The sequence below is a fragment of the Brucella cytisi genome (assembly GCF_038433355.1).
In the GTDB taxonomy this organism is placed as follows: Bacteria; Pseudomonadota; Alphaproteobacteria; order Rhizobiales; family Rhizobiaceae; genus Brucella; species Brucella cytisi.
Genome location: NZ_JBCAUP010000013.1, coordinates 172,725 through 192,833, shown reverse-complemented (window position 1 = coordinate 192,833; position 20,109 = coordinate 172,725). Strand labels below are relative to the sequence as shown.

The window sequence follows — 20,109 nt, the reverse complement described above, 5'->3', positions numbered from 1 at the left end:
GCCGCCGGCGTTTTAACGACGCATCGGTGGCCCAGGACATCTTCGACCATATCGTCGAACAGGCGATTGGCCATGGGCTGGTCGACGGGACGGTGCTCTATACCGACTCGACCCATCTGAAGGCCAATGCCAACAAGGGCAAGTATGATCTGGCCATGATCGAGAAGTCGCGCGCCGACTATTGGGCCGCTCTCGACAGGGCGATCGAGGCCGAGCGGGCGCTGCACGGCCAGAAGCCATTGAAGGAAAAAGAGCACGCGCCGCAGGTGACGGAGACCAAGGTCAGCCGCACCGATCCTGACAGCGGCTACATGGTGCGCGACGGCAAGCCGAAGGGCTTCTTCTATCTCGACCATCGCACGGTGGACGGCCGGCTTGCCATCATCACCGATACCCATGTCACCCCGGCAAACGTCCATGACAGCATCGTCTACCTGGGGCGGCTTGACCGGCAGCGTGAGCGCTTCGGCTTTGCTGTCGGTGCCGTCGGGCTCGATGCCGGCTATACCACATCCGGCATCGCCAGGGGACTGGAGGAGCGCGCCATCCTCGGTGTCACCGGCTATCGCAATCCAACACCGCCCAAACCCGGCATGATGCGCAAGTCGAAATTCGTCTACGACGGCGCGGTTGACGGCTACCGCTGCCCTGAAGGCCAACTCCTGACTTATGCCACCACCGACCGCAACGGCTATCGCCACTATCGCTCCGACCCGGCCATCTGCGGCGACTGCCCGCTTCTCGCCTCCTGCACCAGCAACGCCAGGGCGGAACGCACCATCACCCGCCATGTGTGGGCCGATGCCCGCGAGCGCACCGACACCCACCGCCTCACGCCTTGGGGCAAGGCCATCTACAAACGACGCAAGGAGACGGTGGAGCGTTCCTTTGCCGATGCCAAGCAGTTGCATGGACATCGCTATGCCAGGTTCCGTGGCCTCATCAAGGTCAAATGGCAATGCCTGCTGGCCGCGAGTGCCCAGAACATCAAGAAGATCGCAATGGCGCTCACCAAAGGGCCAAAACCGGCCATCGCGTGAGCTGGATACACCCTTCTCGATCGGCGTCAAAACTCCGCCGCCGAAAACAGCATAGTCCCAAGAACAAAACCCGCCGAAAATATCGACGGGTTTGTCAGTGGTCTGAGCCCGCCATCTGGCGGGCTTTTTCATAGCGCTATTCAGCGGCCTGTCTCGTCCTTGCTGGCAGAGCTATCATCGCCATATCGATGATCTTTTGTACCGCGGCGCGCGAATTGCCATCGCGGGCTTCAAAAGAAATGCTCTGCTGGATCATGTGATAGAATTCGGTCATCTGTGCAGTATCGGCATTGGAGGGTAGATCACCTGCCCCTACCGCCTGCTGCAAGCGCTTGGAAAGCCGCTCATGATTTGCGTGTCGGATAGCCTGGAGAAACTCCTTCACAGGCACATTTTCCGGTTTGCACTGGATTGAGCTGACACTGATCATACAGCCGCCCGCCGGGCAGGCGAAAGCGCTGTCTGCGCTCAGTTCCAGCCATTGGCGTAAGCCATCCTGTATGGTGGTCGCGTTTTCCAATGCAACGAAAGGAGCGGCGCCGATGGTGCGGCGATAATAGTCGACGGCTTCACGAAACGCCTGCTCCTTGTTGCCGAAGGCGGCATAGAAGCTTGGCGGCGTAATGCCGATGGCGGTCGTGAAGTCGTTGATCTGGGCGCACTCATAGCCTTTGGCCCAGAAAACCTTCATCACCTTGTCCAGCGCTGCATCGCGGTCGAAGCTGCGCGGGCGTCCGCGTGGAACCATTTTTCTCCCTTTCTGTAATCATCCTTATATAATTCTCTTGACCCTTTCGGGCAAGGCGATACTAATTATGTAGTCAACACTATATAAATAGGATTCGTCCCATGAACGATACGTGCGAATCCGCCCTTGCGGCGGAAGAGGTTTCTGCGTCTTCGCAAAAGGCGCGAGCGATCCCGCTGGTTGTCTATTGCCTCAGCTTGGGCGTGTTCGCGCTCACGACTTCCGAACTCATGATCTCGGGCATGCTGCCTTCACTTCAGGTGGCGTTCGACCGTTCCATCGCTGATATAGGCAATCTCATTTCGCTTTATGCGCTTGGCATGATGATCGGCGGACCGCTGGTCACGATCCTGTTTCTGGCGTTGAAGATCGAGAACAAACGGGGACTTCTGATTCTGCTTGTATTTTATGCGGCGGCGCAAAGCGTGGCCGCGTCCACAAGCAGCTTCCAAATTCTGCTGATCGCCCGTGTTTTGACCGGTATGGCGGCGGCAACGAGCTTCGGGCTGATGCTTGCCATTACGGCACAGCTCGTCGGACCGGAACTGCGCGGGCGAGCTTCATCGCTGGTCTTTGCCGGTCTCATGCTCTGCACCGTCTTCGGCGTGCCCATAGCGACGGCGATCACCAATGCGTTCGGCTGGCGGGCGAGCTTCTGGGCCATTGTGGTTCTGGTTCTGATCTGCGCCCTTGTCATCGCCTTCAAGATCGAATCGTCGCCCGATACGCCGCAGGCCGATCTGCGCTCTGAACTGAAGGAAATGCGCAAGCCGAAACTCTGGGCCGCCTACGCCACGAGCGCGCTCGTCATCGGTTCGTCTTTCGCGGTCTATAGCTATCTGTCACCGATCACGGTGGAGCTTGCCGGTTTCTCCGCGATGCAGGTGCCACTGCTGCTTGCCGTCTATGGTGGCGCCAATATCGTCGGCAACTATGTCACCGGTCGCTTTGCCGACCGTCACACGATCCCGACTATCGCCATCGGTCTTGTGTTGATGCTGTCGGCCATGCTGATTTTCGCGCTTTTCGCCGAGCTGAAACTGGCTACGATCCTTGCCATCGTGATGATCGGCCTGACGGGCATAGCACTTAATCCTGCCTTTATCGCGAGGGTGATGCGGATCGCGCATCCGGGCGCGCTGGTGAACGCCATGCATGCATCGGTCATCAATATCGGTCTCGGACTTGGGCCGTGGGTTGGTGGACAGGCAATGGAGGCAGGCTATGGCCTGCATGCACCACTATGGGTCGGCTTTGCCATGGCACTGGCCGGGCTTCTGACGCTTGCACCGCCAGCTCTGCGCAGGATGTAAAAAAGGGAGCCCGACGGGCTCCCCTTTTATTTGGAGCATTTATCAAAGACCGGTCAAAGCAAGCTGCTGTTCGTTGTAACGCTTGCCTGCGATCAGGTCGGCTGCGGATACCTCGTCCAGACGCTGCAAATCCTGTGGTGTCAGTGCGATGTCCACGGCTTTCACATTGTCTTCCAGATGATGGATCTTGCGGACGCCGGGGATCGGCACGATGAAGTCGCCCCGGCTCAGTACCCATGCCAGCGCCAGCTGTGCGGGCGTGACCTGCTTTTCCTGTGCGATCTCAACGATACGATCCACCTGCCGGTTGTTGGCTTCCAGATTGCCCGGCTGGAAACGCGGCAGGGTCTTGCGGAAGTCGTCTTCGGCGAGATCGGACTGTGAACGCAACGTGCCGGTCAGCATACCGCGCCCAAGCGGGCTATAGGGTACGAAACCGATACCAAGTTCACGGCAGACTGGCAGCACATTGTCTTCCGGATCGCGTGCCCATAGCGAATATTCGCTTTGCAGCGCGGCGATCGGATGGACCGCATGTGCGCGGCGCAAGGTGGTGCTACCTGCTTCCGAAAGGCCGATGGCGCGTATCTTTCCCTCATCGATCAGGTCTTTCAAAGTGCCAACCACATCTTCGATCGGCACGGATGGATCGACGCGGTGCTGGTAGAACAGATCGATCACATCAATGTCGAGCCGCTTCAGGGAGGCCTCGGCTACGTCGCGAATATGTTCAGGACGGCTATCGACACCCTTCATCTGACCGTCTTCGATCTTGAAGCCGAACTTCGTTGCAATCGTCACCCGTTCACGGAATGGCTTGAGCGCCTTGCCGACGAGTTTCTCATTCTCGAACGGGCCATAGACCTCCGCGGTATCGAAAAATGTCACGCCAAGGTCGACGGCGCGGTGCAGCGTGCGGATTGCATCCTGTTCGTCCTGCCCCCCATAGGCGTGTGTCATTCCCATGCAGCCGAAACCAAGGGCGGAAATGCTCAATTGCTGGCCGAGTTTGCGCTGTTGCATTGTAGTTCCTTTCGAATGGCTGATTGAAAGTACTGAAAATTGTGCGGGAGGATCGGGAGGAGATTCTGGGTGGACGCGCCTTCAAGCTGCCTGCGCCCAAGCCCGGGATCATGTTGCGAACCATAAAACAGGGTGATCAGTTCGATAATACCGATTTATTTTCACGGCTTGTTCTGTAATTTGTAATAATGAATCGAAGTCAACTGTCACAGCTTGCCGTTCTAGCCGCCGTTGCTGCGCATGGAAGTTTCCGTGGCGCAGCACGGGAATTGGCGATCGCACCTTCAGCCGTCAGCCACGCAGTGGCAACACTGGAGGACAGTCTGGGTGTACGTCTTCTTGCGCGCACAACGCGCAGCGTTGCCCCGACGGAGGCCGGGAGGCAATTGCTGGAGAGGCTGGCACCAGCGCTTGAGGAGATCAATGCGGCTTTGGGCGCCGCAGTCGATTCGCGGGATCGTCCGTCGGGGGTGTTGCGTATCACGGCGCCTTATGTGGCGGCGCAGCTTGTCATTGCACCGCGTCTGGGCGAATTCGCCAGAGCTTATCCCGATATTACACTCGACCTGCGGGTGGAAAACGGCTTCACCGATATCGTGGCGGCGGGCTTCGACGCAGGCGTGCGTCTCGGTGAAAGCCTCGAAGCGGACATGATTGCAACGCGGCTGACCGGGCATGTTCGTGCGGCTATCGTCGCGGCACCGGCTTATTTCGATAACCGTCCAGCTCCCGTCGAACCGCGCGATCTTTTGCAGCACGCATGTATTCGCCATCGCTTTCCGAGCGGGCGAACCTATCGCTGGGAGTTCGAAAAAGCGGGCGAAGTGCAGGAAATCGCCATTGAGGGACCTCTGATTGTCAATGACGACAGGGTTATTCTGGAAGCAGCCCTGAACGGTACGGGGCTTGCTTATCTGTTCGAAGCCTATGTTCACGATGCATTGGCGAATGGACGTCTTGTCCGGGTCCTGGAAGACTGGTGCCAGCCTTTCGCCGGACTTTATCTCTATTATCCAAGCCGCCGCCAGATGCGCCCGGCCTTGCGCGCATTCATCGACTTTTATCGCCATGGGGCGGGGAGCGGTCAATGAAGGCAACGTCGAACCATTTGCGTCATGCCGGTCTGCCACTCGCACGGCAGCGGGATATCTTTTCACAGATGATTCTGGAGAGCCCGCTGCTGACGGATGCGCTGCATCGGCTGCATGAACTCGGCGGGGAATCATCTACATTCTGGCTCGTCTCCGGTGCCCTCTACAACACCATCTGGAACCGGTTGACCGGGCGACAGGCTCTGCATAGGATCAAGGATCTCGATATTATCTATTTCGACGGCAGCGATCTTTCCTGGGAAGCAGAGGATGCGGTTATCACCCGCGGGGCTGACGTCTTCCGCGGCTTTCCGCTTCCGGTGCAAATTCGCAATCAGGCGCGGGTGCATCTGTGGTTCGAAAAGCGCTTTGGACAGCCCTATGCACCGCTTCGCTCTGCGACCGAATCGATAGAACGCTATTCGACGATTGCCCATTGTGTGGGTGCGCGGCTGGCAAAAGAGGGCGAGGCGACGGAGGATGGGCTGCTCATCCACGCTCCATTCGGCTTTGATGATATTTTTTCATTTCGCATTCGGCCTAATCGTGCCATCGATAACCGCGAAACGCATGAGATCAAGGCAACCCGCGCGCTGAAATTCTGGCCGGAACTGAGAGTTCAGGACTGGGACACGCCGGAATGAGCCCGGTTCTTGCTTTGAATGAAAGAGGGAACAGCATGTTTCGTTGGGGTATCCTTTCAACTGCCAAGATTGGCGTCACGCAGGTAATTCCAGCGCTTTGCGCGTCCGAAAATGGCGTTGTTCATGCCATTGCAAGCCGCGACCTGTCGCGGGCGCGCGCCGTCGCCGACCGTTTCGGTGCACCGTTGGCATTCGGTTCCTATGAAGAACTTTTGGCCAGCGACGCTATCGATGGCGTCTATATACCGCTGCCGACCTCGCAGCACATCGAATGGAGCCTCAAGGCGGCTGAAGCAGGCAAGCATGTCCTGTGCGAAAAGCCGATTGCACTCAAGGCCGACGATATCGACCAGCTTATTGCCGCGCGTGACAAACACAAGGTTACGATGGCTGAAGCCTTCATGGTCTATTACCATCCACAGTGGATCAAGCTGCAAGAACTTCTGGCCGAAGGCGCTATCGGCCAGTTGCGCCATGTGCAGGGCGCTTTTTCCTATTTCAATGTCGATCCGGGCAATATGCGCAACCAGCCGGAACTGGGCGGCGGCGCCCTGCCGGATATTGGCGTCTATCCGACCGTGGTAACTCGTATGGTTACCGGTCAGGAACCGGTGTCGGTTCAGGCGTCGGTCGAATATGATCCGGCCTTCGGCACCGACCGTTATGCCAATGTTTCGGCGCGTTTCGACGGTTTTGACCTGACGTTCTATGTCGCCACGCAACTTGGCGCTCGACAGGCGATGGTCTTCCACGGCGACAAGGGCTTCATCGAAGTCTATGCGCCGTTCAATACCGGCAAATATGGTCATGGCAGCATCGCGCTTTTCGATGCCGGTCACACGAAGGCGACGGAATGGTCGTTCGGTGACGCCAATCATTATCAGCTTCAGGCCGAGAGTTTTGTGCGTGCTGCGCGCGGCGATAGGGGCGCGCGACTTTTCTCGCTTGAAAACTCGAAGGCGAACCAGAACTTTATCGATGCGATCTACCAAGCGGCAAAAGACGGCAGATCGGCTATGGTATGATGGTCGGCGCGCACTATGTAGTGCAGCGGCGACCTCTATTTCGTACATCGATAGGTCCCTGTCAGTATTTCCGGGTGCGGAATCTGCCTCAGCTTGGCTGTTGTGACTTGCAGTAAAAAACCGCGTTTCTTATATACGCCTCGCACAGGGCATTGATGTGCGTCTGGAAACCGGCCCGGTATCTGGACAAGCATCGTGAAAAGCGCATTGTGAAACCGATAGGAACCGCCCATGGAACGCTCGGTAGAGGTCTTGGCGGTTTGCTGAATGGAGAGAAATATGGCTAAAGTAATTGGTATCGATCTGGGAACGACCAACTCCTGCGTATCCGTCATGGACGGCAAAAACGCGAAGGTCATCGAAAATGCCGAAGGTGCGCGTACAACCCCTTCGATCGTTGCATTCACGGATAGTGACGAACGTCTTATCGGCCAGCCTGCCAAGCGTCAGGCAGTCACCAATCCGGAAGGTACCATTTTTGCGGTCAAGCGCCTGATCGGCCGCCGCTTTGACGACCCGATGGTTACCAAGGACAAGGACCTTGTCCCATACCAGATCGTCAAGGGCGACAATGGCGATGCCTGGGTTGAAGTCCACGGCAAGAAATATTCCCCGTCGCAGGTTTCTGCGATGATCCTTCAGAAGATGAAGGAAACCGCTGAGTCTTATCTCGGCGAAACGGTTACGCAGGCGGTTATCACCGTCCCGGCCTACTTCAACGACGCTCAGCGCCAGGCAACCAAGGATGCCGGCAAGATCGCCGGTCTTGAAGTGCTGCGTATCATCAACGAGCCGACGGCTGCTGCACTCGCTTACGGTCTGGACAAGAACGAAGGCAAGACCATTGCTGTTTATGACCTTGGCGGCGGTACCTTCGACGTGTCGATCCTCGAAATCGGTGACGGCGTCTTTGAAGTGAAGTCGACCAATGGTGACACCTTCCTCGGCGGTGAAGACTTTGACATGCGTCTGGTCGAATACCTCGTGGCCGAGTTCAAAAAGGAAAGCGGCATCGACCTCAAGAACGACAAGCTCGCTCTGCAGCGCCTCAAGGAAGCTGCCGAAAAAGCCAAGATCGAACTGTCGTCCGCGCAGCAGACCGAAGTCAATCTGCCGTTCATCACGGCCGACCAGACCGGTCCGAAGCATCTTGCCATCAAGCTGTCGCGCGCCAAGTTCGAAAGCCTGGTCGACGATCTCGTCCAGCGCACCATAGAGCCTTGCAAGGCAGCGCTGAAGGATGCCGGTCTGAAGGCTGGCGAAATCGACGAAGTGATTCTGGTCGGCGGCATGACCCGCATGCCGAAGATTCAGGAAGTCGTGAAGGCCTTCTTCGGCAAGGAGCCGCACAAGGGCGTTAATCCTGATGAAGTCGTCGCCATGGGCGCGGCAATTCAGGCAGGCGTTCTGCAGGGCGACGTCAAGGACGTTCTGCTGCTCGACGTTACCCCGCTTTCGCTGGGTATCGAAACGCTGGGCGGCGTGTTCACCCGTCTGATCGAACGCAACACCACGATCCCGACCAAGAAGTCGCAGACCTTCTCCACCGCCGAAGACAACCAGTCGGCCGTGACGATCCGCGTATTCCAAGGCGAGCGTGAAATGGCTGCCGACAACAAGATGCTCGGCCAGTTCGACCTCGTCGGTATTCCGCCCGCACCGCGTGGCGTGCCGCAGATCGAAGTGACCTTCGACATCGACGCCAACGGTATCGTCAACGTGACGGCCAAGGACAAGGGCACGGGCAAGGAACACCAGATTCGCATCCAGGCATCCGGTGGTCTGAGCGATGCCGACATCGAAAAGATGGTCAAGGACGCCGAGGCGAATGCCGAAGCGGACAAGAAGCGCCGTGACGCCGTGGAAGCCAAGAACCAGGGCGAAAGCCTCGTTCATTCGACCGAAAAGTCGCTGAGCGAATATGGTGACAAGGTTTCGGCTGACGACAAGAAGGCCATTGAGGATGCTCTCGCAAGCCTTAAGACCTCGCTTGAAGGCGACGATGCCGAGGACATCAAGGCGAAGACGCAGACGCTCGCCGAAGCTTCCATGAAGCTTGGTCAGGCCATGTATGAGGCTGCTCAGGCTGCTGAAACCGGTTCTGCCGGCGGTAGCGAAGAAGCTGCTTCGAACGACGATGTTGTCGACGCCGATTACGAAGAAATCGACGACGACAAGAAGAAGTCATAATTTCGGGCTCTATACGCTCAAGCCCGGGGCTCTGCCCCGGGCTTTTGCCAATTTTTCAAGATGTTCATATTCGCAGGTTTTGTATAAGCCTGCATATTGGCCAGTATCGGTAGAAAGTACCGATGGAAATATCAGGCAGATCAGCCTCTGTTTGAAAAATCGCGCTGGCCTGCATACATCTTGAAAAGCATGAGACGGTTTCGGGCAAAGTGGTGTTGACGCTGAAACCCGGAGTGCTGCTCTGTCGCATTGAGTCGGAAGGCGCTTCGATAGATGAACAATTGGAAACGCTGGCCCCTGACAAGTGTTGAACGCTTTGGGGCGTGTCGCACGAATCTGGGGACCGGTTTCGGGATACGATGTCCGTGAAAGCAAAAGGCGCGTTCCTGCCGCCGGGATAACGAACTGATGAAGATCGACTACTACGAAGCTTTGGGTGTTGAAAGAACGGCAGACGATAAGGTGCTGAAGACCGCCTTTCGCAAGCTCGCGATGGAGTACCATCCGGATCGCAATCCGAACAATCCGGAAGCTGAACGCAAGTTCAAGGAAATCGGCGAAGCTTACGAAACGCTGAAGGATCCGCAGAAGCGTGCCGCTTATGACCGGTTCGGCCACGCAGCCTTTGAAAATGGTGGCATGGGCGGCGGTTTCGGCAACGGTTTTGGTGGCTCTGGCGGTTTTGCCGATATCTTCGAAGACATTTTTGGCGAGATGATGGGTGGCGGTCGTCGTCGCTCCAATGGCGGACGCGAACGCGGCGCCGATCTTCGCTACAATATGGAAGTGACGCTGGAAGAAGCCTATGCGGGCAAGACCGCGCAGATTCGCGTTCCGACTTCCATCACCTGCGACGAATGTTCCGGTTCCGGGGCAAAGGCCGGTTCCCAGCCGACTACCTGTACCATGTGTTCGGGTTCGGGCCGCGTTCGCGCTGCCCAGGGCTTTTTCTCGGTGGAACGCACCTGCCCGACCTGTAACGGTCGCGGACAGATGATCAAGGACCCTTGCGGCAAGTGCCATGGTCAGGGCCGCGTCACCCAGGAACGTTCACTGTCGGTCAATATTCCGGCTGGCATTGAGGATGGCACCCGTATCCGTCTTTCCGGTGAAGGCGAGGCCGGTATGCGCGGTGGCCCATCGGGCGATCTTTACATTTTCCTTTCGGTCAAGCCGCACGAGTTTTTCCAGCGCGACGGTTCCGACCTTTATTGCAAGGTGCCGATCTCGATGACGACTGCGGCACTTGGCGGCCAGTTCGAAGTTTCGACACTCGATGGCACGCAGACAAGGGTCAAGGTTCCGGACGGTACACAGAACGGCAAGCAGTTTCGCCTCAAGGGCAAGGGCATGCCGGTTCTGCGTCAGGCCGCTGTTGGCGATCTTTATATACAGATCGACATTGAGACGCCGCAGAACCTGTCCAAACGCCAGCGTGAACTACTGGAAGAGTTCGAAAAACTTTCCTCGCAGGAGAACAGCCCGAAATCAGCGGGGTTCTTCTCAAGGATGAAAGAATTCTTTGAAGGTATCGGTGAATAATAAAGGGAGCCTTTTGGCTCCCTTTTTTGTTCTTTTCCTTATTCACGCCTTGCTTAGGGAATTCAAAGCGGCATAAACTTGTCCAATAACGACAATGGGAGCAGCAAGAATGGCAGGACAGCTCGGCAGGAAACTGGCCGCTAAGTTCGATGAGGAGATCCGTTTTTTCAAGGGATGGATAGACGGGCCGAAAGCGGTCGGCGCTATTTTGCCGACGAGTTCCATTACCGCGCGCCGTATGGCGAGCATCATCGATACCGGTTCAGGTCTTCCGGTTCTGGAACTCGGACCGGGCACGGGCGTGATTACCAAGGCGATCCTGAAACAGGGCGTGAAACCTGCCGACCTCTATTCCATCGAATATTCGCAGGACTTCGTGGATCACTTGAATACGATCTTTCCGGAGGTCAACATCATTCAGGGCGATGCCTTCGATCTCGATAGCGCGTTGGGTGAGAAGAAAGACCAGAAATTCGACTGCATCATCTCTGCGGTACCGATGCTCAATTTCCCGATGGACAAGCGCATCCAGCTCGTGGAAAGCCTGCTTTCGCGCATTCCACGCGGACGGCCTCTGATGCAGATCACCTATGGTCCCTTGCCACCGGTTCCAGCCGGTCGCGGCAACTATACCGTCCAGCACTATGATTTCGTGGTGCGCAATGTGCCACCGGCGCAGCTTTGGGTTTATCGCAGCCCATTGGTCTAGTGGCCTGATTCCGACATTTGCGTCCCTCTGATACAAGCGCCGAGCGAATGTCGGAATCGCAAAGACCACTAGTAACTTTATGTATCTAGTGGATTTTTCGAATTTGACGTTTGAAACAGCATCTCATTCAGTCGGGATTCAAACGTCAAATTCAATCCACTAGTTTTGCACGAGGCTTTTCATGACTGCACGTATTCTCGTCTTCGCGGGTTCAGTTCGCATCGGCGCGTTTTCCGGCCATATGGCAGATGCCGCCGAGAAGGAACTACGGGCGCAGGGTGCTGAAGTCACGCGTATCACGCTTGCCGACTATCCGCTGCCGATCATGGATCAGAATCTGGAAAACGAGCATGGCGTTCCCGAGAACGCCATGCGGCTCGGTCGCCTGTTTGCCGAACAGGACGGTCTGATGATCTGCTCGCCGGAATATAATGCATCGATCCCGCCGCTTCTGAAAAACACCATCGATTGGGTCAGTCGCATTTCAAGGGATGGAGACAGGCCGTTCAGGCCTTATGCCGGTCTGACTGTCGGTCTCTGTTCCAGCTCCGACGGTATGTTTGCCGGTATGCGTGGACTCTACCACTTGCGCGCCGTTCTGATGAATGTCGGCGTACAGATCGTCACCGAGCAATGCTCGGTCGGTCATGCGTCGGTGGCGTTCAATGACGATGGTACGCTGAAAGAAGAACGCAGCGCGAGAATGCTCTCAGCTGTCTGCCGCAGCCTCATCGCACGGGTGGAAGAAGCAAAAAGCTGATTCCGTCTCTTTCGTAACGAGTCTTGTTGTGCGAAGAGAATAAAAATCACCACGGAGACTCTCATGACGACGACAGATTTGCGCGATCAAGCATCCGGGCGCTTGATCGTGGGCCTCGACGTGCCGACCATCGCCGATGCTGAGAAGGCGGTCGAAGAGCTGGGCGACGCTGTTTCCTTTTACAAGATCGGATATCAGCTGGTTTTTGCGGGTGGTCTCGATTTCGCAAAAAGCCTTGTGGCGGCGAAGAAGAAAGTCTTCCTCGACATGAAGCTGCTTGATATCGATAACACCATCGCGAAGGGTGTTGAGAATGTCGCGAAGATGGGTGTTTCCATGCTCACGCTTCATGCCTATCCGAAAGCGATGCGGGCAGCGGTGGAAGCCGCCAAGGGATCGGACCTCTGCCTCCTGGGCGTGACGGTTCTAACCTCAATGGACAATGCCGATCTGCGGGAAGCAGGTTATTCTGATGATGCCGAAACGCTGGTGCTGAAACGCGCCCTTCAGGCGCGTGAGGCTGGTATGGGCGGCATTGTTGCTTCCGCGGTCGAAGCGGCAGCCATCCGTCAGGCGGTCGGCCCGGACATGGCCATCGTCACGCCGGGCATTCGTCCCGCCGGTTCGGAAAAGGGCGACCAGAAACGGGTCATGACCCCTGCGGATGCCTTGAAGGCCGGAGCCAGCCATCTGGTCGTTGCCCGTCCAATTGTCGGCGCGGTTGATCGCAAAGCCGCAGCCCTTGCCATTCTCGACGAAATGCGCTCCGTTGCCTAGTGCATTTCCAGAAAAAGCGCGAAGCGGTTTTGCGCGGTATAATGCGGTGGAAAAAACTGCGAGCTAGTGGAGGAAACAGCATGACCAAAGCCTACTGGATTGCCCGTGTGGATGTCCGTGATCCCGAGCGATACAAGGATTATGTTTCAACGGCGAAACCGGCATTTGAACGTTATGGTGCAAATTTCATCGCTCGTGGCGGCACGGCTGATGCAGTTGAGGGACAAGGTCGTGCCCGCAACGTGATCATCGAATTCGAAACCATGCAGCACGCGCTCGATTGCTATAATTCGCCGGAATATCAGGCGGCGAAGGCGATCCGCCAGACGGTTGCGGATGGTGAAATCGTCATCGTCGAAGGCGTTTAGAGCTCCGATCAGATAGGATCTGATCGGAACTCTAACCTATTATATTTTAAGCATAATCTTATCGATCCTCGTTTCATTTCGGTCGGATTATGCTCTAAGATCAAAGGGCCCGCAGGGGCTCTTTTTTATTTGCTGTTTAGAGCCGGACTGGCGGATCGTGCCGTCCGGCAAGCGTCAGATCGAGCAGCAGAACCTTTCCGGCATGGGGATCGGAACGGCGAGCCTCTTCGTCGAGGCCTTCATTGGCGCTGGTCACGATCATCACCGTCGCATCCGGTCCGACAAAAGCGGGGCATGATGGCTGGCGGACCGGCAGTGAAATCGAGCGGATCAGGCGGCCTTGCGGTGAATAGGCATTGAGCGAACTGCCGCCCCAACAGGCATTCCACAGCGTGCCTTCCGCATCAACGACCGAGCCATCGACACCGCCTTCTTCGGCCCGGTGGTGGAAGACGCTTTTGTCGGATATCGGTAATCCTGTCTCAGGGTCTGTATCGACCCGCCAGATGATGTTGCGATCCGTGTCTGCGAAATAGGCGATCTTTCCATCGGAAGAAAAGCAGATTGAATTGGTGATCGTGATACCTGAGAACAGCTTTTTCACCTGGCCTTCACGATACCACCAGATCGAGCCTGCATCGGTCTCGGCCTTTTTGCCCATCGTGCCAATCCAGAACGATCCTGATGGATGCACGCGCGCATCATTGGAACGGGTAACCTCATTGTCGGCTTCAAGTGGATGATGGAGGGTCAATCGCCCGTTGGCCCGTTCCCGGATGAACAGCCCATGCTCACTGACGATCAATTGCCGGTCACGGTCGATGACGGCGAGAGCGCTGGCTTTCATGCCGAGCGCATGGACGTGGATTTCGCCGCTGTCCCAGTTCTTCTCGATCAGTTTCTGGCCGAGAATATCGAACCACCAGACATTTCCGCTCAGTGGATCATAGCCGGGGCCTTCGCCCAGTTCTGCTACATGGTCGGCAAACAGGGTAGTTTTAACGACGGTCACTTTTTCCTCCCGAGACGCTCGAAGCGATTGAATCCAACATAATCAACGGATGAAAGCTGATCCAGTTCAACTTCAAGCATTGTAAGTGCACAACAGACACCCGAGAACGGATTGAGAGAAAGGACTATGTTGCCCAGTCATTCCGTTTTAGATTTCCCGCAACTTCGAATCGCGAGGAAATCATGGCTCTCAAAGTCGCGGTCCAGATGGACCATATCAGCACGGTGAACATTGCGGGCGATACCACATTCGCCCTTTCGCTCGAGGCGCAGAAGCGCGGTCATGAGCTTTACCATTATACGCCAGACCGGCTTTCGATGCGCGATGGCGTCGTTTCCGCCCGCTTGGAAAAGATGGAAGTGCGCGACGTCAAGGGCGATCACTATACGCTGGGTGAGCCGATCCGCCGCGACCTGTCGGAAATGGATGTGGTGCTTCTGCGTCAGGACCCACCCTTCGACATGAACTATATCACCACCACCCATCTTCTGGAGCGGGTTCACCCGAAAACACTGGTCGTCAACGATCCGGCATGGGTGCGCAACAGTCCCGAAAAAATCTTTGTGACAGAGTTTCCCGACCTGATGCCGGAAACGCTCATCACCAAGGACCCGCAGGAAGTCATGGATTTCCGTCGCGAGTTCGGCGACATCATTTTGAAGCCACTTTATGGTAATGGCGGTGCGGGCGTCTTCCATCTGGCCGATGGTGACCGCAACCTGACATCGCTTCTGGAAATGTTCGGTCAGCTCTTCAAGGAGCCGTTCATTGCACAACGTTATCTGAAGGACGTACGCGCCGGCGACAAGCGCATCATCCTGATTGATGGCGAACCTGTCGGCGCAATCAATCGCGTGCCGTCGGAAACCGATGCCCGTTCCAACATGCATGTCGGCGGGCGTGCGGAACAGAGCAAGCTTACGCCACGTGAACGCGAGATTTGCGAGCGCATTGGCCCATCGTTGAAAGAACGTGGTTTCATTCTGGTCGGCATTGATGTGATCGGCGACTACATGACCGAAATCAACGTTACCTCTCCAACTGGTATCCGCGAAATCCAGCGTTTCGACGGGACCAACATCGCAGCCCTGTTCTGGGATGCGGTCGAAGCCAAACGTTAATTTGTTCTCTTAACGTTCTTGAATTTACCGCTCGCTCGTGCTTAACTCTCTAAGTTGTATTTGAGTTTTTACTCACTTAAGAGGTGTATTGCGTGGCGAGCGGGGGCACATGGTCGCGCGGGTTGGAACAGTTGCTTTTCAAGGCATAGAAGCTGTGCCTGTCGACGTGCAGGTGATGGTCGCGCCGGGCAAGATGGGCATGTCCATTGTCGGCTTGCCGGACAAAGCCGTGGCGGAGAGCCGCGAGCGGGTGCAGGCGGCATTGCACGCCTCGGGCTTTTCCATGCCGACCAAGCGGGTGACGGTTAATCTGGCGCCTGCCGACCTGCCGAAAGAAGGATCGCATTACGATTTGCCCATTGCTGTCGGGCTTATGGCGGCGATCGGCGCTATCCCGGCGGATGCAATCCAGTCCTATCTCGTTCTGGGTGAACTTTCACTCGACGGCTCGATAACACCGGTGGCTGGCGTCCTGCCTGCCGCAATCGGTGCGAACCGGGATGAGAAAGGGCTTATCTGCCCGTATTCCTGCGGGCCAGAAGCAGCCTGGGCGGGTGCCGATATCGATATCCTGGCTCCGCGCAGTCTTATCGCCCTTGCCAACCATTTTCGCGGCACGCAGGTTCTGACCCGACCGGAACCATCCATGCGGCTTTCCGGTGAAACGGAACTCGATCTTGCCGATATCAAAGGGCAGGAGACCGCCAAGCGAGCGCTTGAGATCGCTGCTGCGGGCAATCACAATCTGTTGCTTGTCGGGCCACCGGGATCCGGCAAATCCATGCTTGCTCAGCGATTGCCATCCATTCTGCCTCGCCTTTCTCCGCGTGAATTGCTGGATGTATCGATGATCGCCTCGATTGCGGGTGAGCTTTCGGGTGGAAAACTGTCAGATCGCCGTCCGTTCCGTGCGCCGCATCATTCGGCGTCCATGGCGGCAATGGTCGGCGGTGGACTGCGCGCGCGCCCGGGCGAGGTATCGCTTGCGCATAACGGCGTGCTGTTTCTGGACGAGTTTCCGGAATTCTCGCCACAGGTGCTGGATTCCTTGCGTCAGCCACTCGAAACCGGTGAATGTCTCATTGCACGCGTCAATCATCGCACCAGCTATCCAGCGCGCTTTCAACTGATCGCCGCCATGAATCCCTGCCGTTGCGGTATGGCGGGCGAACCCGGTCATGTCTGCGCGCGGGGCCCCCGTTGTCAGGCCGATTATCAGGCGCGTATTTCGTGGCCGCTCCTCGACCGTATAGACTTGCGGGTGGATATGCCTGCCGTCTCTGCCTTCGATCTCATCAAGCCATCCCGATCGGAAACGAGCGAGACGGTCGCGCAACGCGTCTCCCGCGTTCGTGCGATTCAGACCCAGCGTTATTCAGCGCTCGGTCTGAAGCCGTCCCTGACCAATGCCTATTGCTCGGCCAAACTGATCGAACAGGTTGCTGAGCCGGACGCGGCAGGCCTCAAGCTTTTGCGTGACGCAAGCGAGCAGATGCGTTTTTCTGCCCGCGCTTATCATCGCATTCTGAAGGTCGCCCGGACGCTGGCCGATCTAGACGGGAGCGACAAAGTCGGTCGCATTCATTTGGCCAGCGCCATATCCTATCGCATGGGCGCGGAAAGGCTGGTTTCCGCAGCCTGAACATCTTCTACGACGTCACGTTTTCAAGCGTCTTCATCCGATCACGCGATTGCACGCGAATCTCGCCATTGTTGAGAAAGAGGCATGTATCGAACAATGTGAGATCAAGCGGGTTGGGAAGCCGAACATCCTCGATCCCTGGGCACGGCTTTGCCGCTGGATCAAAGGAACGGTCGATTTGCGATATACACAGAATGGTGAGCCTTCGCTTTGAAGCAAATGACCTGAGTGCCGCAATCTGGGTCGACAGGTCGGGTTTTTCTCGCTTCTGATCGAGAATCTGCAGATAATCGACGATCACGATGGTTCCAGCCGAAGCAGCCTCGAGTTTGGCTATCATATAATCGGCGCAGATGGCATCCGAGCAATCGAAACGGAATAGATGCCGGAAGTTATCGCGATCGACGCCGAGTGCCTTGAAGCGTCCGGCGATATCCGTCTCAGTGTATTCAAGCGAAAAGAAAAGGCCGTAATTGCCATCTCGCATGGCCTCAATCATTATATCAAGGCTGAACAGGGTTTTGCCATGGCCCGGTCTGGCGCCAATCAGCACCATGCTGCCGGACTTGAGATAGCCATAGATTTCGCGAGCAGAAACGGGAGCGGATGTGTTGTTAACGAGCAGGCTCCAGCTTCTGTAACCCTCCTGCGCGGCAACGCGATCAAGCGCTTCGTGAAGTGGAATATCAGCATCATTTGCCAAACGCTTGGCAAGCCGCTTCAGGTGATAGATAGGGGACGATAACCGCATCGATAAACCTCCTGTGACGAGCTGTCATTGCAGTCCCTCCTTGTGCATGTGCCCGAACAGTTGGTTCGATGATTTCATCTTCCTGCATGAAAAATGCTTTCCCGAACGGAGGGGGGAGGCTTGGAAGCAACCAGAATCGGAGAATAACGCAAATGGTCAGTCTGCGGAACTGCTATGTAGCTTAGACAGTATGACGAGGAAATTTCAGCGTGGCGCTATCGGCTTCCAGTGATGGAGGACGGACCTGTCTTCGCAAGAATAACACCAGTAATGGCCCTGAAAGGGCTGATCATACTGGCGGCTGATTGGACGTCCGGCCAGAAAGCAGAGCAGCAGCGTACCGGCACCACCGTGGCCGACAATCGCGATGTCTCCGGAGGCCGGAGATGATTTCACTGCTTCGAAACCGTCCACGATGCGTCGTTGCACATCGATGGCCCGCTCCCAGCCGTGAATACTTGCTTCGGGTGCGGAAAAGAACTGGTCGGCTACAGTCTCGTGTTGTTCGGCGGGCAGGAAGCCAGTGGCGCTTCGGTCGATCTCGTTAAAGCGGCTGTTGGTTAATGGACCGACTCTCAAAATATCCGCAAGAATTTCAGCAGCTTCAGTTGCCTTTGCTTCCGTGCTGGACCAGATCGATGTGATCGATTGCAGTTCAGGCTGGTTGGCAAAGGAGCGCATCCGTTCAATTCCGCGCTCCGACAGGTTCCACGACGGAACAGGCTTTGCGGGATCAATCACGACTTCCGCATGCGAGATAAAGTAGATTTTCTTCATACGCCCCCCAATAGCCGTATCATTGTAAACAACAGGGCGCATTTCGCGCCCTGTTGCCAACCCATTGAGTTCATATTCCGAAAGTTACAAGTCCATTCTCATCGATGGCCCAGGCCGGGTTCCATGCAATTTCCCAGGCGTGATCGTCAGGATCGGCGACATAGCCGCGAAAACCACCATGGCTCGGCGCGTCAGCCGAACGCACCAGTTTGCCACCAGCCCCAACCAACCGGTCCATCAGTGGCGCGACATCCGTTTCCAGTTCCACATTATGTGCAAGAGAAAATGCGCCGGGCTGCTGTAGGCCTTTGCGGTTCATATCGGTTTCGAGCGAAGCTTTCAGGAAGGTTCCGAGAACGAAACCGTTCATCTGATAGAAGATGATTTCTTCATTCTCGAAAACAGGCACCCAGCCGAAGCCCTGCGTGTAAAAACGACGTGAGCGTTCAAGATCGGCGATGCCAAGCGTAATGACGGAGATTTGCTGTTTCATGACCAAGACCTTTTATTCTCCAATGCACCATTGCATCGGAGTGTAAGGTCAAGGGACTCGACGCATTTGCCGAAATGAAAACAATTGCGAAGGCCAGCACCCGCTTTGCAACGGGGATCGGGCTAACCGCACCGACCTCTCCTTTTTAGACCCGGAATGAATAGCACATTCCGGGACGTTTTCAAAAACATATGGGGAAGGTTTTGTGTCAGCGTACCGAACCGACGAGGAGATTGTCCGGGCCTTCGATGGTAACCCAGCGACCGGTATCGTTGGCTGCCTGACGCTTCAGATAAGTATAATCGGTCTCGTTCCAGCGCATGACTTCATCGGTCAGATTGTCGAGAACGAAATCACCGCGATCCGTGCGAACGGTGAGGACTGCATGACCTTCGCCGTCCGGCTTGCGAACGACAGTGATCAGAAGATCGGTGATCGGAATGCCGGCCTTCTGCAATTCACGCTGCTTCAGCAGGACGTAATCTTCGCAGTCACCAACGGTCGTCGGGTAAGCCCAGTATTCCTCGACGCCATAGATTTCCATGTCGGTCATCGGCTTGATGCGTTCATTGATCGAAAGATTGATCTCGACGATGCGCTGCCAGTTTGAATGGTTGAGCTGCAGTGTGCGGGTGTCGCGACTGGTGATGCCGCATTCCTTGGCTTCGCGCTTGCAGAATTCATAATGTCCAATCGGCTGCGAGGTCAGCTTGCCGGTCTGCATGAAGTCGCCGGAGGCAGCTTCCGCACCAAAGCTTGCCATCAGCAGCGAAACTGCAAAACCGGCGACTGCCATAATCTTTGTGGTCGAGCGAACAACGCAAAACATACTCAACGCCCTTTGGCTCTCGCCAGTTACTCATTTGTTAACGAAACGTTAATGTCTGAAATACTCCAGAGTCAATTCAGTTCGCCTTGGGCACGCCGGACTTCTTAATTAATGGTTAACGAGGGTGGTGCCAAAAATTGCAATTATTGATTGAATTTAGCGGCTGAGCGGAACCGATCAGGCGGTAAAAATCACTCATAATTTTGCCACGGTCCGGGCGCTTGTCTTTTGCCTCGAATAAGCCAATGTTGGTG

Annotated in this window: 20 protein-coding genes; 13 read left to right on the top strand and 7 right to left on the bottom strand. The window is 56.2% G+C overall.

The genetic code is table 11. The annotated features are described in order from the left end of the window. On the top strand, positions 1 to 1,040 hold a 1,040-nt coding region (locus AAE521_RS14775; RefSeq protein ID WP_342061706.1), incomplete at its 5' end, for an IS1182 family transposase. Between the two features lie 136 nt (positions 1,041 to 1,176). Here the strand turns inward: AAE521_RS14775 and AAE521_RS14770 are convergent. Continuing rightward, entirely contained in the window at positions 1,177 to 1,788 is a 612-nt protein-coding gene (locus AAE521_RS14770; RefSeq protein ID WP_342061705.1) for a TetR/AcrR family transcriptional regulator, read from the bottom strand. Between the two features lie 101 nt (positions 1,789 to 1,889). Here AAE521_RS14770 and AAE521_RS14765 point away from each other — a divergent pair, with 101 nt between their 5' ends. After that, positions 1,890 to 3,101 (top strand): MFS transporter, encoded by a 1,212-nt coding sequence (locus AAE521_RS14765; protein ID WP_342061704.1) that lies wholly within the window; start codon positions 1,890 to 1,892, stop codon positions 3,099 to 3,101. Positions 3,102 to 3,143: 42 nt separating this feature from the next. On the opposite strand, the gene AAE521_RS14760 is transcribed toward AAE521_RS14765, so the two are convergent. Beyond that, entirely contained in the window at positions 3,144 to 4,124 is a 981-nt protein-coding gene (locus AAE521_RS14760) for an aldo/keto reductase (RefSeq protein WP_342061703.1), read from the bottom strand. A gap of 188 nt (positions 4,125 to 4,312) precedes the next feature. Between AAE521_RS14760 and AAE521_RS14755 the strand changes: the two genes are divergently transcribed. The 9 genes from AAE521_RS14755 to AAE521_RS14715 all read left to right on the top strand — a co-directional run bounded on the left by AAE521_RS14755 (position 4,313) and on the right by AAE521_RS14715 (position 13,230). Then, positions 4,313 to 5,215, top strand: a complete 903-nt coding sequence (locus AAE521_RS14755) for a LysR family transcriptional regulator (RefSeq protein WP_342061702.1) — start codon at positions 4,313 to 4,315, stop codon at positions 5,213 to 5,215. Next, positions 5,212 to 5,859, top strand: a complete 648-nt coding sequence (locus AAE521_RS14750) for a nucleotidyltransferase family protein (protein ID WP_342061701.1) — start codon at positions 5,212 to 5,214, stop codon at positions 5,857 to 5,859. Before AAE521_RS14755 ends, AAE521_RS14750 begins: the two co-directional genes overlap by 4 nt. A gap of 35 nt (positions 5,860 to 5,894) precedes the next feature. Continuing rightward, positions 5,895 to 6,884, top strand: a complete 990-nt coding sequence (locus AAE521_RS14745; RefSeq protein ID WP_342061700.1) for a Gfo/Idh/MocA family protein — start codon at positions 5,895 to 5,897, stop codon at positions 6,882 to 6,884. A gap of 279 nt (positions 6,885 to 7,163) precedes the next feature. Then, on the top strand, positions 7,164 to 9,074 hold the full coding sequence (gene dnaK / locus AAE521_RS14740) for a molecular chaperone DnaK (RefSeq protein WP_010657711.1): 1,911 nt from the start codon (positions 7,164 to 7,166) through the stop codon (positions 9,072 to 9,074). Positions 9,075 to 9,482: 408 nt separating this feature from the next. Further along, entirely contained in the window at positions 9,483 to 10,616 is a 1,134-nt protein-coding gene (gene dnaJ / locus AAE521_RS14735; protein ID WP_010657712.1) for a molecular chaperone DnaJ, read from the top strand. 109 nt (positions 10,617 to 10,725) lie between these two features. Beyond that, the gene (pmtA, locus tag AAE521_RS14730) at positions 10,726 to 11,325 is read left to right on the top strand and encodes a phospholipid N-methyltransferase PmtA (RefSeq protein WP_342061699.1); all 600 of its coding nucleotides are present in this window, start codon (positions 10,726 to 10,728) and stop codon (positions 11,323 to 11,325) included. Positions 11,326 to 11,506: 181 nt separating this feature from the next. Next, positions 11,507 to 12,085 carry an NADPH-dependent FMN reductase gene (locus tag AAE521_RS14725; RefSeq protein WP_029926247.1) on the top strand — a complete coding sequence of 193 codons (579 nt, stop codon included), beginning with the start codon at positions 11,507 to 11,509 and terminating at the stop codon, positions 12,083 to 12,085. Positions 12,086 to 12,148: 63 nt separating this feature from the next. Then, positions 12,149 to 12,862 carry an orotidine-5'-phosphate decarboxylase gene (gene pyrF, locus AAE521_RS14720; RefSeq protein ID WP_342061698.1) on the top strand — a complete coding sequence of 238 codons (714 nt, stop codon included), beginning with the start codon at positions 12,149 to 12,151 and terminating at the stop codon, positions 12,860 to 12,862. Between the two features lie 80 nt (positions 12,863 to 12,942). Next, complete coding sequence (locus AAE521_RS14715) at positions 12,943 to 13,230, top strand: DUF1330 domain-containing protein (RefSeq protein WP_010657716.1); 288 nt, start codon at positions 12,943 to 12,945, stop codon at positions 13,228 to 13,230. 136 nt (positions 13,231 to 13,366) lie between these two features. On the opposite strand, the gene AAE521_RS14710 is transcribed toward AAE521_RS14715, so the two are convergent. After that, positions 13,367 to 14,242, bottom strand: a complete 876-nt coding sequence (locus tag AAE521_RS14710) for an SMP-30/gluconolactonase/LRE family protein (RefSeq protein ID WP_342061697.1) — start codon at positions 14,240 to 14,242, stop codon at positions 13,367 to 13,369. 182 nt (positions 14,243 to 14,424) lie between these two features. Between AAE521_RS14710 and gshB the strand changes: the two genes are divergently transcribed. Continuing rightward, complete coding sequence (gene gshB / locus AAE521_RS14705) at positions 14,425 to 15,363, top strand: glutathione synthase (RefSeq protein WP_342061696.1); 939 nt, start codon at positions 14,425 to 14,427, stop codon at positions 15,361 to 15,363. A 109-nt stretch (positions 15,364 to 15,472) separates the two neighbouring features. Next, complete coding sequence (locus AAE521_RS14700; protein ID WP_342061695.1) at positions 15,473 to 17,005, top strand: YifB family Mg chelatase-like AAA ATPase; 1,533 nt, start codon at positions 15,473 to 15,475, stop codon at positions 17,003 to 17,005. A 7-nt stretch (positions 17,006 to 17,012) separates the two neighbouring features. On the opposite strand, the gene AAE521_RS14695 is transcribed toward AAE521_RS14700, so the two are convergent. The 4 genes from AAE521_RS14695 to AAE521_RS14680 form a co-directional block, all read right to left on the bottom strand. After that, a complete protein-coding gene (locus AAE521_RS14695; RefSeq protein ID WP_342061694.1) occupies positions 17,013 to 17,756 on the bottom strand; it encodes a DNA helicase in 744 nt (247 codons plus the stop codon). A 204-nt stretch (positions 17,757 to 17,960) separates the two neighbouring features. Beyond that, positions 17,961 to 18,533, bottom strand: coding sequence for a histidine phosphatase family protein (locus AAE521_RS14690; protein WP_342061693.1), 573 nt, complete (start codon positions 18,531 to 18,533; stop codon positions 17,961 to 17,963). Positions 18,534 to 18,603: 70 nt separating this feature from the next. After that, a complete protein-coding gene (locus AAE521_RS14685; RefSeq protein ID WP_342061692.1) occupies positions 18,604 to 19,026 on the bottom strand; it encodes a VOC family protein in 423 nt (140 codons plus the stop codon). 208 nt (positions 19,027 to 19,234) lie between these two features. After that, complete coding sequence (locus AAE521_RS14680; protein ID WP_342061691.1) at positions 19,235 to 19,855, bottom strand: transglutaminase-like cysteine peptidase; 621 nt, start codon at positions 19,853 to 19,855, stop codon at positions 19,235 to 19,237. Between the last annotated feature and the right edge of the window lie 254 nt (positions 19,856 to 20,109).